Annotated in this window: 7 protein-coding genes; all 7 read right to left on the minus strand. The window is 51.7% G+C overall.

The genetic code is table 11. The features are described 5' to 3' along the window. Positions 1-107: 107 nt before the first annotated feature. Complete coding sequence (locus ACQ4MZ_RS22715; RefSeq protein ID WP_430848808.1) at positions 108-2,270, minus strand: FN3 associated domain-containing protein; 2,163 nt, start codon at positions 2,268-2,270, stop codon at positions 108-110. Positions 2,271-2,289: 19 nt separating this feature from the next. Further along, the gene (locus tag ACQ4MZ_RS22720) at positions 2,290-3,750 is read right to left on the minus strand and encodes a DUF1501 domain-containing protein (protein ID WP_430848810.1); all 1,461 of its coding nucleotides are present in this window, start codon (positions 3,748-3,750) and stop codon (positions 2,290-2,292) included. A gap of 150 nt (positions 3,751-3,900) precedes the next feature. Continuing rightward, complete coding sequence (locus ACQ4MZ_RS22725) at positions 3,901-6,222, minus strand: PSD1 and planctomycete cytochrome C domain-containing protein (protein WP_430848812.1); 2,322 nt, start codon at positions 6,220-6,222, stop codon at positions 3,901-3,903. Between the two features lie 18 nt (positions 6,223-6,240). Further along, positions 6,241-7,650, minus strand: a complete 1,410-nt coding sequence (locus ACQ4MZ_RS22730) for a sugar porter family MFS transporter (RefSeq protein WP_430848814.1) — start codon at positions 7,648-7,650, stop codon at positions 6,241-6,243. A gap of 42 nt (positions 7,651-7,692) precedes the next feature. Next, entirely contained in the window at positions 7,693-8,970 is a 1,278-nt protein-coding gene (locus tag ACQ4MZ_RS22735; protein ID WP_430848816.1) for an ROK family protein, read from the minus strand. A gap of 411 nt (positions 8,971-9,381) precedes the next feature. Continuing rightward, positions 9,382-11,238: a RagB/SusD family nutrient uptake outer membrane protein gene (locus ACQ4MZ_RS22740; protein ID WP_430848818.1), complete on the minus strand. Its 1,857-nt coding sequence runs from the start codon at positions 11,236-11,238 to the stop codon at positions 9,382-9,384. A 12-nt stretch (positions 11,239-11,250) separates the two neighbouring features. After that, positions 11,251-14,436, minus strand: a complete 3,186-nt coding sequence (locus tag ACQ4MZ_RS22745) for a SusC/RagA family TonB-linked outer membrane protein (RefSeq protein WP_430848820.1) — start codon at positions 14,434-14,436, stop codon at positions 11,251-11,253. Positions 14,437-14,749 lie beyond the last annotated feature (313 nt).

Consider the following 14,749-nt stretch of genomic DNA (forward strand, 5'->3'; position numbering starts at 1 on the left):
AGCTGCGGGCCTTTTTATTATAAAAGCCCGCAAATCAACGATCTGCGGGCTTATGCATCACCGATTAACCTAATGGACTAAATAGCATGATTATGCCATAACAGCCTTTAATTTACGATTACTTCGTCGACAAACAGCCAACCTTTATTGCCTTTGCCCGAGTGCCATGCAGGTATTTTCGCAAGCGGTTTCGCAACGAGCTTGATGCAGCTCAGTTGCTGTGGCTCAAATCCGGCTTCATACACAATATTCTCCGTGCCCGGAATATCTTTCGCCGGCACGCCCGGGGTGATCACTTTCAATAACTTCAAGGTTTTCGGATCGGCACCGCCCCATACTTCAATCCTGGTAGGCTCAAAAATAAAGCTTCCGAAGCTCCGCAATGTACTCACTGTCACCACACTGGCTTTCACCGGCTTTTTGAAGAACAGATAGCTCTGGAAATCATTCTCGACATATCCCAGCCAGGTGCCGCTCACCCGCTCGGTGTCGCCGACCTTGCCGTCGGAGATCGAAGCGGCGCCTTTGGCATGGTACCGCTGGTCGACCGGCGTGATCAGTTGTACGCTGTCGACGTGGAAACCTTCTTTGAAAAACAGCTTGCTCACTTCTGTGCTACCGTACCACCCTTTCCTGAATGCCCTTGCTTTGAGTTTTAAGTTTCGGTTGATAGCAATAGGCTTGTCGTAAACAGGCGAACTGACGCTATCGGGCTCGGAGCCATCCAGCGTATAGCGGATGACGGTACCCGCGATCTGGTGCTTCATAGCGACCGTTTCCCCCTTGCCTATCAGCTGCTTTTCGTTGACGATTACCGGCGGGTTGAGCGCCATTACCAGGGTATCGCTGCGGAAACCAGTTTCAAATGCAATTTTCTGTCCTTTTTTCAAAGTTTCCAGCTCTTGCGGGCTAATGCCCGTGCTCCACAGATAAACCCTTTTAAGCGCCGGGAAACCTTCGAGCGATTTGACGTGCGCCATGGTAATGCCGGTACCGCTCAACGAAAGTTCCCGCAGATTGGCCAGCTTTTTCAGCTCCGTCAGGTTGCCGCCGGTAATGTCCGTAAAGTTCAGTATCAGCCTGCGCAGCTCAGGAAATTTGGCGAGGTTTTTGAGATCCTCGTCTTTTACGGGCATTTTGCTCAAATCCATGGAAACGATCTGGTCTTTCAATGGCAGCAGGCCTTCGATGTCCTGGCTTTTGAAATTCGCCCTGTTGTAAAAATTCACGAATAGTGCCGGAGATCCTGCGGACAATGGCTTGATGAGCCGGTAGTTGGTATTGAGTTTCTTCACCTCGTCGGCCGAGGCCGCACTGAATGTGTATTGTTCCTCCGTACGGTCCCCGCCCAGCACATTCTGCGCGTAGGAATACACGGGGTTCTGGGGCGGCAGGGAGCTCACGAGTTGATCGAAGCGCGAACCGCTTTTGACCCAGGCCGCGAGCAGTACCACTTCTTCTTCCGTCAATTGCACCTTACCGCGCGGCGGCATATGCTTTTTATCATCCAGCGGCAAATGCAGACGGCTGATCAGCAAGCCCAGGTCTGCCTTGGTAGTGTCCCAGAGCATGCCGCCTTTTCCGCCTTTTTTAAGCAGGGCTTCCGTCTGCATTTGCAATCCGCCTTTCGATTTCTCTTCATTGTGGCAGGAAAGACATTTCTGCTCGATCACCGGTTTCACCAGATGCTCGTACACTTTGGCTTCCTCGAAAGCCACGTGCTGAGCCGGTTCGGCCGACGGTCCTAGCGGGGAAATGAGGAAGTCCTCACCGTGGGTAAGATTTCCGCCCAGGTGCCCACCTACAAAAAGCAGCACCAGGAATGCCCCGGCAACCACCTTTGCACCGGCCGTCCACGGCAACAGGGATTTTCTTATCCCGTACCAAACCACCGCCGCAATGGAAATGGCAATGCCCAGCCATTTATGCCAAAGCAATGTGTCCGACTCGTAACCTTCCTCGTGCGACAGCACAAATCCGGAAAATGCAGCCACCGCAGCAGTAACCGTACCAATAACCAGCAGGCTGTCGGCCAGCCCCTCATTCCAGGCAGGAGAATCCGGCTTCCGCACAATCATTACCCATAGGCTGTAAAGAATCAGTACCACCAATGGAAAATGCAGCACGAGCGGGTGCATTCTCCCCAAAGCCTGCATCCATTGCGGAACGGCGAACCGGCTTTCGAAGAACAACAGAAATACGAGCAATCCATTCAGGAAGAAGGCAATGTTGTAGACGTACCCTTTCCAATACGACAAAATTCTACTCACTGTATTAGAGGTTTGTACTTTACGCAATAATTCCTTTCACCAACTTACCGGCTACGTCCGTGAGGCGATAGCGGCGGCCCTGATGCTTGTACACCAGCTTTTCATGATCCAGTCCCAATTGGTTGAGAATAGTCGCGTGAAAATCGTGGACGTGGACCGGGTCTTTGACAATATTGTACCCAAACTCGTCGGTCTCGCCGTACACAATGCCCGGCTTGATACCTCCGCCGGCCATCCACACTGTGAACGCCCTTGGGTGGTGGTCGCGGCCGTAGTTGTCTTTAGTGAGCGTTCCCTGGCAATAATTAGTACGCCCGAACTCCCCACCCCAGATCACGAGCGTTTCGTCCAGCAAGCCGCGTTGTTTGAGATCGGTAACCAATGCAGCCGAAGCCTGATCGACATCCATACATTGCCCTTTGATCTCCGTCGGCAGCCCACCGTGGCTGTCCCATCCCTGGTGGTAAAGCTGCACGAACCGCACGCCCTGTTCAGAAAGTTTCCGCGCCAGAAGGCAGTTCGCAGCATAAGTACCGGGTACAAGGCATTCCGGACCATACATTTTCACGATCGATTCGGGCTCTTTGCTCATATCGGTGATTTCCGGAACGGCCGTCTGCATACGGAACGCCATTTCATACTGCTGTACTTTGGCAGTGATTTCCGGATCGCCGAAATCGTTGAATGTGCCCTGGTTCAGTTCGGCCAGGTTATCGAGCATTTTGCGGCGCTGGGTACGGTCCATCCCGTCGGGGTCATTGAGATACAACACCGGGTTTTCCCCGCTGCTGAACTGCACGCCCTGGTGTACCGAATCCAGGAAGCCGTTGGTCCAGAGTTTGGAATAAACACCCTGGCCATTGCCTTTCCCGCGTGAAAGCAGCACGCAGAAACCCGGTAAATTCTGATTTTCGCTGCCCAACCCGTAGCTCAGCCACGCACCGAAGCTCGGCCTGTTCCCCACCTGTGCGCCGGTCTGGAAGAAAGTCAACGCCGGGTCGTGGTTAATAGCTTCGGTATTAAGGGTTTTGATAATACAAAGATCGTCCGCAATGCCGGCCATGTGTGGCAGCAACTCGCTCATCCAGGCACCGCTCTTTCCGTGCTGTTTGAAATTGAAAATCGAGCCAGCCAGAGGAAACTTGGCCTGATTGGCGGTCATACCCGTCAGGCGTTGCCCGCCCCGGATCGATTCCGGCAGGTCCTGCCCGTGCATTTTGTTGAGCATCGGCTTGTAGTCGAACAGATCGAGCTGCGAGGGCGCGCCGTTTTGAAACAAATAGATTACCCGCTTTGCTTTCGGAGCGAAATGCGGCAGGCCTGCCATCAGTTCGTTCACATCCGGCTCACCGCCGCCGCCTTTGAAAAGGTCCGGTATGAGCAGCGATCCCAGGGCCGCACTGCCGAGGCCGAGGCTGAGCTTGGACAAAAAATGCCTCCGTGTGGTGTTTATTCCGTAGTCGAATATTGGCTTTTCCATATTTGGCTTTCGGCTGTCAGCTATCGGCTGTCAGCCTTTTTTTTAATTAAAAACTTTGTTTTTGGGGCTTTCGGCAATCAGCTTTCGGCATTCGATTGTTTAGCTGTTTTAAAAGAGTTGACAGCCGACTGCCGAAAGCCGACAGCCGCATCAACTCTTCGTAATCGTCTCCTCCATGTTGTACAGGGTGTTGATCACGCGCATCAATGCTGCTGCATGTACCTTGTCGGCTTTTGCCTCGTGCGGGAATTCACCTACATTCAAGACTTTGGCGGCATTGTCTTTTTGTCTCGAGAACATGGAAGCCTCTTCATTGTAATATTTTTTGAGCAGTTCTACTTCCTTATCGGTCGGCTGGCGACAAACGATCGCCCGAAACGACGAACGGATATTACCCTCGATGTCGGTCGACTTCGCGACCAGGCGCTCGGCCATCACACGCGAGGCTTCGAGCACGGTTGGGTCGTTCAGCATCACCAGCGCTTGCAGAGGTGTATTGGTCTTGGACCTTTTCACCTCGCAATGGTCTCGGTTGCTGGCATCGAAAATGATCATTGACGGCGGCGGCACGGTGAGCTTGATGAACGTGTACATTCCTCTACGGTACAATGCATCGCCTTTGTCCTGCTGGTAAGTGCGCAGGGTACCGCGTCCCGAAGTAGCCGCCTCCCACAAGCCTTTCGGTTGGTAGGGTTTTACACTGGGGCCTCCTATTTTGGGATTCAGCAAACCGCTGGTCGAGAGCACCATATCACGTACGAGCTCCGCAGGCAGGCGGTAGCGCGGGCCGCGAGAGAGGTAAATGTTTTCGGGATCGGCTTTCAACTTTTCGTCGGTAACCCTGGCGGATTGCCGGTAGGTCGCCGAAGTGACAATTTGCTTGACAAGCCTTTTAATGTCCCAACCGTGGTTCATGAAGTCGACGGCAAGCCAGTCGAGCAATGCGGGATTGGTAGGTAAGTCGCCCTGCATGCCAAAATCTCCCGTACTCTTCACGATGCCTCTTCCGAAAAATTCCTGCCATATCTGATTGATAAAGACCCGGGCAGTGAGCGGATTGCTTTTGCTGGTCGTCCATTTGGCTAGTCCCAACCGGTTTTGGGGTAGTTTAAGGGTATCAAAACGCATCACCGCGGGTAATGCCGAAGCGGTAACTACCCTGCCCGGCGCGTCATACGAACCGCGGTTGAGGATATGCGTCGGGCGCAGCGTATCCAGATCGCCCAGCACCGATACCATCAGGCGGCTCGTATCCGGCCTGTTGATGAACGACAGCAACGTCTTCGCCTCCTCATCCGAAATGGTCATGATCGGGTTCTTGGCAGGTTTTGTCTGCGAAATATCCCCTTCAAAACCAACCTCTTTGGAGTTGTTGAAAAATGCGAACAGCCGGTAATAATCCTCCTGCGAAATAGGGTCATACTTGTGGTCGTGGCATTGCGCGCATTCGACGGTGAGCCCCAGCACCCCGGTACTGAAAGTTTTTGTTTTGTCGATATTGTACTCGATCCGGTATTCTTCCGGGATCACGCCGCCCTCTTCCGTGTATTTATGGTTTCTGAAAAAAGCGGTGGCCAGTATCTGCTCCTTGTTCGCATTGGGTAGCATATCGCCCGCGATTTGCCACATCAGGAACTGGTCGTACTTCATATTCTTGTTGAATGCATTGATCAGCCAGTCGCGCCACGGCCATTGGGTGCGCACTTCGTCGTCCTGGTAACCGTACGAATCGGCATAACGCGCCACATCCAGCCAATGAACGGCCATTTTCTCACCGTAGGCCTTTTTCGCCAGTAGCTGGTCCACTACTTTTTCGTAGGCATTGTCGCTTTGGTCGGCTTCGAACTGCTTCTGCATTTCGACCGTCGGCGGCAGGCCCGTCAGATCCAATGCCACCCTTTTCAACAAATAGCTTTTAGCCGCTTCATCGTTTGGTGCCAATCCTGCGCCTTCCATTTTATGCAAAACGAAATTGTCTATTTCGTTTTTCGGCCAATCTTCTTGGGAAACTTCGGGAACCGCGGGCAAAACCGGCGTAGTGAATGCCCAATGCCGCTCATACTTGGCACCTTCTTCGATCCATTTTTTCACCAGCCCTATTTCATGCTCATTCAGCAAACCCAGGTGCGACTCAGGCGTAGGCATTTGATACGACGGGTCGGGCGATGTAATTCTCCGGTATACCTCCGACTGCTCCGGCTTACCCGGGAAAATCGCCACACCTTTGCCATCTTTCAGCTTTGCATAAGCGCTTTCGGCAATGTCAAGCCGGAGGCCAGCCTCCCGCTTTTTGGCATCGGGGCCGTGGCATGCGAAACATTTATCGGACAAAATGGGCCGGATGTCGAAATTATAACTCACAGCTTCTCCACCCGACTGAGACTGTAACACGCCGTTCTTTTTGAAACAGGAAACCGCCAGAAAAGCAACGGCGCCGGATAGTACTCCCAGATACAAGAACTTCTTTTTCATTTGCAATTTTTTACACAATCAACTAATCTTTACTTCTCCTTTCACAGTCTCCGAACTCAGGAACTGCTCTATTTCTTCCAGCCGCTTTCCTTTCGTTTCAAACAGCTTCCGCTTCGCGTACACGTACGAGCACACGCAGAAGAAAGAGAAAACGAAAAATGTGTTAGCCACGCCCAGCCCGTCGCGCATGACCGGGAAAAGCAGGTTTACAATCCAGTCGGACACCCACATCGTCATGATGCAGATAGACAACGCAGTTCCCCTGATATGATTTGGAAATACTTCCGTAGCAATGACAAACTTCAACGGCCCGAGCGAGAAGGCGAAAAAAAGCAGGAACAGCATGATGCATACCAGCATACCCCATCCATTAATGCCATAGGCAAAGCACAGGCCGGTTAATGCAAGCGATACCGCCGCCCCGGCAGAACCCATCAGGTACAACGATCTTCGCCCGAGCGTGTCGACCTTCCAGATGGCTATCAACGTGAATACCATGCTGGCCAGGCCTAGCATTACCTGGTACAGCAGCACATCGCCGATCACGATACCTGCGGACCGGAGGATCGTCGGGCCGTAGAATACCACGCCGTTGATTCCGCTGAACTGCGAAAGGGCGGTGAGAACCATGGTCATCACCAGCAAGCCACGCAACGGATATTGCATCAGTTCTTTGACGCCCCCTTCTCTTTGGGTGAAAGCCTCCTTTATTGCCCCGAATTCGGCGCGAGCCTCATCCTCCCCATTTATTTTCACCAGGATCCCGAGTGCTTCTTCGTTTCTGCCGTGCTTGGCGAGCCAGCGCGGGCTTTCCGGCACTGTCACGAGCAACACACAAAATACCGCCGCCGGGATCACGCTCACAAAAAACATCCCGCGCCACACCTCTTCCACAAACAGCCAATGCAAAACGCCGCTTCCCGAGCCCTCATGTGCGAGCGAGTACCGGTGCAGGAACAAGTTGCTGATGTACGCCGCCAGCACGCCTATCGTGATCGCCAGTTGATAGAATGTAACAAGCCCGCCGCGTTTCGGCGCGGGTGCTATCTCCGAAATGTAGAGCGGCGACACATTGGAAGCCACGCCCACTCCCGCACCAGCCATGATGCGGAATATAATGAGGATAGCATAAGTATTTGAAAATGAAAATCCTATGGCACTTACCCAAAAGAGCAGGGCCGCTACAAACAGCACTTTTTTCCTGCCTGTTTTATCGGCCAGGTAACCCGAGAATGCAACCCCTATAATGCAGCCCAGCAAAGCAAACGAAACAAACAGTCCCTCTTCTGCCGCCGACAAGCCATATTGCGTCCTGACCGGCTCGATGATCCCGCTCACCACGGCCATATCGAACCCGAACAGAAAGCCTCCCAACGCCGCGATGAGCGTAATGAGAAAGGTAAAGTGTTTTACTTGTTGTGTTTGCAAGATGTTCTTCGATTAAGGGCTTTCTTCAATGTCAGCTTTCGATCAGCAGACGGGTTTCATTTCAAGGTCGGAATCGAGGTTCACCAGCTTTCCCTCCCAACCGCACAAAGCAGCACCAGTGCCGTAAACAATACACAAATCCGCGGAAGTATCAGGGCGCAGCACCCTCATTTTCTGATCATCTAATGAATGAAATCCGTCCCCCAAATGCCTTTCATCGGCGGCAGGGGTTTTAAGACAGGCGTCTATGTCGTACCAAAGCACATTCCGTCCGGCGGCTGTCAGCGCCGCATGCAGCTTCTGCCGGACAAATTCCCACGAACGCACTTCAAAACCATCGATCGCCGCTGTCTTTTCATGACGCAGCCGCTCGACCAGAAGACCGGTATCAAATGCAGGGTCCGTGCTCTCAACAGCATTGTCAGAGGCCTCTCCTTCCCGGTTCGCCAGGCAGGCGGCGCCCGTCAGGATGCATGCTTCGGTATCATCACAAAGAACCACACGTACTTTACAATCAAGTGGTTTCAACTGGTTTTCTAGTGCATTGAGAAACAAATGACCTGCTTTCGCGATGTTGCCGCCGATCACCAGCTCATCGCATCCGAACTTTTTCAGCCATGGAAGCAAAAACCTGCCCAGGTTGGCACCAAATTCATGAAATATGCCTTTCGAAACTTCCGAGTCCATTTCAGCCAGTTCACGAACATCCTTGCTAGCCTGCCCGGTGGCCTGCTTGTAGGCATGATGGAACCAGCGCGTTGAAAAATAATCGTCGGCAATGGATTCCCCGAAAGGCTCATTGTAGAATGCACCCGACCCGGGCAATGCGTTATGATGTGTCACCAGCGCACCGTTCTCCATGAACGACGATCCGAAACCCGATCCTAGCGTAAGGAAAACGGTTCGTTTACTTTCCAGCCTATTCCGCGCATAAGCGCCAATCGCAAAACAATGCGCATCATTGAAAAATCGGAACGCAGTATCGGGCATACCGGTAGCATCTTTAAGCGCCTGCCCGAGGTGCAGCCCGAACATGCGCTCGAACTTCCCACCTACGTGAAGGACTGTACAAATCCCTTTGGCATAGTTGAAAGGCCCTGGAAATGCGATCCCGATTCCGGCAACCGGCTCCCTGCCCGCGAGCGCCTCCATGATACAATCGGCGATCGCAGCCACAATCTCCGAGGCAGCGCCGAAGCTATCTATTTCCTTTCGCACCATCGAAAGCGACCGCTCTCCGGTGAAAGACATATCCACGACATTGGCCGTAACATGACTTCCTCCGACATCCAACCCCAGACTTACATTTGGCGCTTCCATAAGGGACTTTGTAATATATGTTCAAATATACAAACATATCACTAACAGTCAAAAAAGTTGCATTAAATCAACATACAAAAATAACACATTCAGGATATAACAAGCTGATTTTAAATTAATTACAAAATAAATATCAGATATCGTTTTGTGTTTTACTTCTACAAGCTCTAAGAGAAACAGAAATTCTTTGTCGAAATTAAGCCAATATGTATGATATGTATATACATATTAAAATACACAATACACATACACTAGAAGGCTCATTCCTGCCAGCTGCCGAACCCTTTCCGCACGTGCGCAGCACGAGTTTTTATTGAAACCGTCTATAAAAACCAATGGCGGGTATGTCCCGCCATTGGTCCCAAATACCTCAACTATTTACTAATTCACTCTATTAGAATTTGTGCCTGATTAATAGCCAGGATTCTGTTTAAGCGCGCCATTGCTTTTCCGGATTTCCGTATTTGGGATCGGAAACAGATAGTAATGGTCGCCTTTCCACGGCTTGCGTACCTCGGCTTCGGGAATTACGCCGTAGGTATAGGATAATTTCCCCAAAGCATCCCCCGGCTTGGCACCGGTCCAGTCCATGGTAACTTTCGTAAGGCCTCTGACCGCGATATCCACATTCCCAGGGGCCGCTTTCCAACGCATAAGGTCGAAGAAGCGGGAATCCTCCAAGTGCAGCTCGATAGCCCTTTCGTTCCGGTATACCCTCACCAGCTCAGCGCCGGTACTTTTGACATCGGGCATATTTACCGACGCCCGCTTTCTAACCTTGTTGATGTATTCCCTCGCAACAGCCTCATTACCCAACGCTATCTGGATTTCGGCGTAATTCAGGTAAAACTCGGTCAACCTCATGAACACGACTACCTGGTTATAGTCATAATCAAAGCTCGCACGCGGCCCGACAAAATCGTCGGTCTTTTTGAAAGTGTAGCCCGTTTGAACCCGCCAATGGAAAGGTGTAAGGCCTTTTACCCAATAGGTTTTCGAATCGCGGCCGAAATCGAACAGGTTCTGGCCATTTTTAGGATCAACCTTATTGGGATTGATATAAGGAGGCGCATTGTCAGGGTTGGGATTGGCGTCTTCCCAATATTCGTACAAACGCTCAGTACTTTTCGAACCATCGACGATATTCAGCGGCCCTGCTCCGGGATAAATCACCGCGTCATAGAACCTCGGATCGCGGTTTTTCTCCGGTTTCTGCGGGTCGTAACCCGAAGCCGCATTCACCGTCACGCCGTCGGCCAGATAGGGATATTCGCCGTTGGTCATCTGAAACATATTTACAAAATTCTGCGTCGGTACAATCCGCTGCTGCGCGTCGAAACCACTGGGCCAGTAGTCGTAATTGTACCCCCAGCCGGGTATCCGGGTAGCAGGCGTAAACGACTTCCCGAAAATGGTCTCATCCGTCTTCAAGGGCTTTTTGAACAGCGCTGCATATTCGGGGTGCAGTGTAAATCCCAGGTCCAGAACGGCCTTGGTAGCCGTTTCGGCGGCTTTCCATTTAGCCATATCATTGGAAGGATTGTTGAGCGGACTTGCCAGAAAAAGCAGTACCCTCGCTTTGAGCGCCATGGCAGCCGCTTTGCTGATCTTGCCGGTATTGACCGGCACCCCGTTCAAAAATCCGATAGCCTTATCCGACTCTTCCAATACAAACTTCGCGCATTCATCGAACGTATTCCGGGGCACATCAAAGCTCTCCGAGTTCAGCTGAAAACTGTTTGTAATAATGGGTACGCCACCAAATGTTCGCATTAATTCGAAATACATCCATGCACGCAGGAAATGTACTTCGCCCTTCATGGGATCCAGTTTATCGGCGGGAATGCTCGATTTCTCGATATTCTCAAAAAATACGTTTGCCTTTCTGATAAAGCCGTATTCATAATTCCAAAGCGGCGTGCCATCCTGCATCGCGGCCAGATCCGAAACATTGTCCGCGGTCATATTCCCTTCAATGTAGTTGCGGATACCTGCCGAACGCTCATGGGTTTCGGGTTGGTTCACGGCTATGTCCGTCAGCGCATCATAGCCACCGGTACCAGGCGCCCAGGGCGGCTTGATCCCGTTATAGATGTTGTACACATAGTTTTGGAGAAAAACCGCATCATTAAATACCGCCTCATCCGATATCGCGTCCAGCGGCTTCTTGTCGAGCACGTTACAGGAAGTAGCCGCAGCAATGATGCCGACGACCGACATCGTTAATGCCCGCTTCATTACCTGATTTTTTATAACTAAATATTTCATAGGTTATCTGAATTAGAAAGTAAGATTGAGGCCGAAGCTCAGGGTCTTCATATTAGGATAGGCACCACCGTTTCCGCTCAGGAATTCAGGGTCACCATTGCCATACTTTTTAAGCGAATTGAAGAGCATGAATGCATTATCCCCTGAAACATAGATCCGTAGAGCGGTAATCCTCGCTTTCGAAAGCAGGCTTTTGGGAAGCGTATAACCCAGCTGCATGTTTTTCATGCGCATCCAGGTTGCCTTGCGGTAATAGAAATCGCTATCCGAATTGGCAAGGCCGGTCGGAGCGATCATCGGCAGTTCGGCATTCACATTCTCTTTGGAATAACTGTTCAGCGCTACGTATTCCAGACCATTACCTCCCGCACCGGAGTTGAATCCCGTGCTCAAACGGAACTTAGCGCCACTTTGGCCTTGCAGCAACATCGTCAGGTCGAAGTCTTTGTAGTTCAATCCTACGCTCACGCCATATTGCGTACTCGGGAAAATCGTCGTAACCCCGGTAGTAGCATCGGTATTATTAGTGGTATTGAACATGTAACGGTCGTTGCTGTCGATTTTACCGTCGTTGTTCAGGTCGGCAAAAATCAGCCCACCCAAAGTCGCGCCCGGATATTTCACGCTGTTGTCCAGATCCTGCTGCGTCCGGTAAATGCCGATGGCCTTGTAAACCAGGCGCGAGCCGAACGGCTGCCCTTCCAGCTTCTGATAAGGCTCGGCCTGAGGGGTTTCATCGAAATAGACAATCTCGTTTTTGTTATATGAGATATTTCCGTTGATACGCAGCGTGAGATTCGAGAAGTTGTGCCGGTAGCCCGCCTGCAATTCGATACCCTGGCTGTTCATCTTACCAATGTTCTCATCCGGCAGGATCAAACCCGTATAACTGGGAATCGAAGCCTGCCTTCTGCCGAGAATATTGGAAGTTTTGTTTTTGAAAATATCGGCCTCGAACGTCAGGCGGTTATTCAGAAATGCCGCTTCCAGACCCAAATCGGTCTTTTCGCTCACTTCCCACGTGATATTCGGGTTCGGCGTCGACTTCACGGCAATCCCGCGGGCATCCACCCCATTCACTACCCAACCGGCGTCATAGCCATAGGCAGCGATGTACTGGAACGGATTCACCCGGTCGTTACCCAGTCGCCCCCAGGATGCTCTCAATTTCAGATTACTGATGACATTCTTAGGAATAAATGCTTCGTTACTGATCACCCACCCAGCCGAGACTTGCGGAAAAAATCCAAAACGGGTCTCTTTCGGGAAAATCGGAGAGCCGTCGTATCTCGCACTAAAACCAAAGAGGTATTTTTCCTTGAAGTCATAGCTCACACGACCGAAAAAGTTCTGACGGCCCGATTCCGTGGCGGTACCATCATTATTCCAGTTCGCCCGGTTGGTACTTCCGGCAAAAAGCTGGTCGATGAGCGGCGAATCGTAACCAAGGCGCTGTGCCCAAAACAGGTTGTCGTTATAGCTCATCTGCTCATAGGCCACAAATGCGCTTATTTTATGGTCCCTGGCGAACGTCGTGGCGTACGAGAGTTTCACGTTTCCGGTCGTACGCAAACTTTGTTTGAAGTCCTCCCGCAGACCAATGTCCTCCACCGTTCTGGATTGCTTTTTTACGATAGATCCATCCGGAGCCCGCTCATAATAAGGCCATACGTAGTTAAACTGCTTATTGTAATCCACCGTTTTGACAAGCGACAAATAGCCATCGAGCGCCAATCCTTTCACGAACGGGATGCTATACTTGGCCCGCAGCGTTCCGCTGGCCACATCGGCCTTGTATCTGCGGTAGCCCGGACTTTGCAGCCGTGCAGCCGGGTTCAAATGCGACCATCCTTCACCTGGATACCGGTAGTCTCCACCAATATAGGCTTCCTGCAACGGACTGGTACTTGCCAGCGCGCCCACTTCCCCGCCGGGACCGCCCTGGGGCGTTTGGGTATATTTTTCACGAACCGAAAGATCGAGGCCAACTTCAAAGTCTTTGGTTACAGTTACATCAATATTACTTCTCACGTTGTATTGCCGCAGCTTCGATTTGGTGTCGCCACGCAGGATACCACCTTGCGAAGCCGTACCCAACGACAAGAAATACCTCACCCGGTCGGTCCCGCCCCGCATGGTGAGCGAGTAACGTGTTTGCCTCACGGGCGGGCCGATCAGGGCATTCCACCAGTTCTCCGGCCTGCGCTGGCCGGTCTTGAATGCCTCGACCAATGCATCGGGGAAGTCGGGGGGCGTTCCTTCCAGCGCTCTTCTGTCGTTTAGTACCTTCATGTACTGGAATGCATCAGCCGACTTCACTTTCATCGTCGGTGATTGCCATGATTGTGTCGTAGAAAAGTCGAATGCGGGCTTTCCGGTAGTCCCTCTTTTGGTCGTAACAAGAATAACCCCTCCTGCCGATTGCGCACCGTAAATAGCCGCAGAAGCGTCTTTCAACACAGAAATAGATTCAATATCATTGGGGTCGAGGCGGTTTAGACCGTCGGGATCGGCGTTGGCTACTCCGTCGATTACGATCAGCGCCGAAGTGTTACGATACGTACTGGCGCCCCTCACGAGGATCTGTGAATCGTCGAAACCCGGCGCAGCGCTCCGCTGCGTCACATACACCCCGGCCATACGGCCCGCAAGCGAGTTGGACAGCGACACCGCATTGGATTTCTTGATCTCCGCACCGGTTGTCTGCACAACGGCGTTGGTCAGTTCGGACCGTTTCTGCGTGCCGTAACCTACCACCACCACGTCGTTCAGCTCCTGGGGTGACACATCCAGCTTCACCGCGATTGTCGACTGCGAGCCAACCTTGACCTCCTTGCTCGTGTAACCGATGTAAGAAAAAACCAGCACACTGTTCTCATCCTTCACCCGGATGGCGTAATTCCCGTCCTGATCGGACACCACGCCGTTGTTGGTTCCTTTTTCAAGGATATTGACGCCCGGTATCCCGGCATTGTTTTCATCCGTAACCTTCCCGGAAACGGCTTGTTCGGCCCGGCTTCGGTGTGCAGCATGTGCGGCAATACCGGATGTCCGTTCGCCGGTAGTCGGTACGCCGGGGGCGCGACTGAGCGGACCGGCATTTGCCCACGCCATCGGGGCGAGAAACCCCATCAACGCAATCCCCCATAGGGTACACGACGCACCGTGCCCATTTTCAGTCAGTAGTTTTGGTCTCATAAATGGAAAGTTTAATTAATAAAGTCCCTGCCTGCGGGTAGGAACACCTGCGGGTTATGATCGAAAATTCTTGGGGTTTGCTGATGATATATGCAACGGTAATGAATAAACGTCAATACATTCCGGATAGCTTGCATGCGGTCTCCCATCAGCAATGCTTCACCAGGCATTCCTTTCGAGCCTCTTGTATCGCTTCTTTTAGAATAGAAGCAATACAATAGCCATCGGAGCAGGGCTCACGTTACTCACTTATGATATTATCCGTAATGATACTTTAATATGTACAAACATATAAACATATAATCGAACATAC

Origin of the sequence: Dyadobacter sp. BHUBP1, assembly GCF_050587785.1 — a bacterium.
Classification (GTDB): Bacteria; Bacteroidota; Bacteroidia; order Cytophagales; family Spirosomataceae; genus Dyadobacter.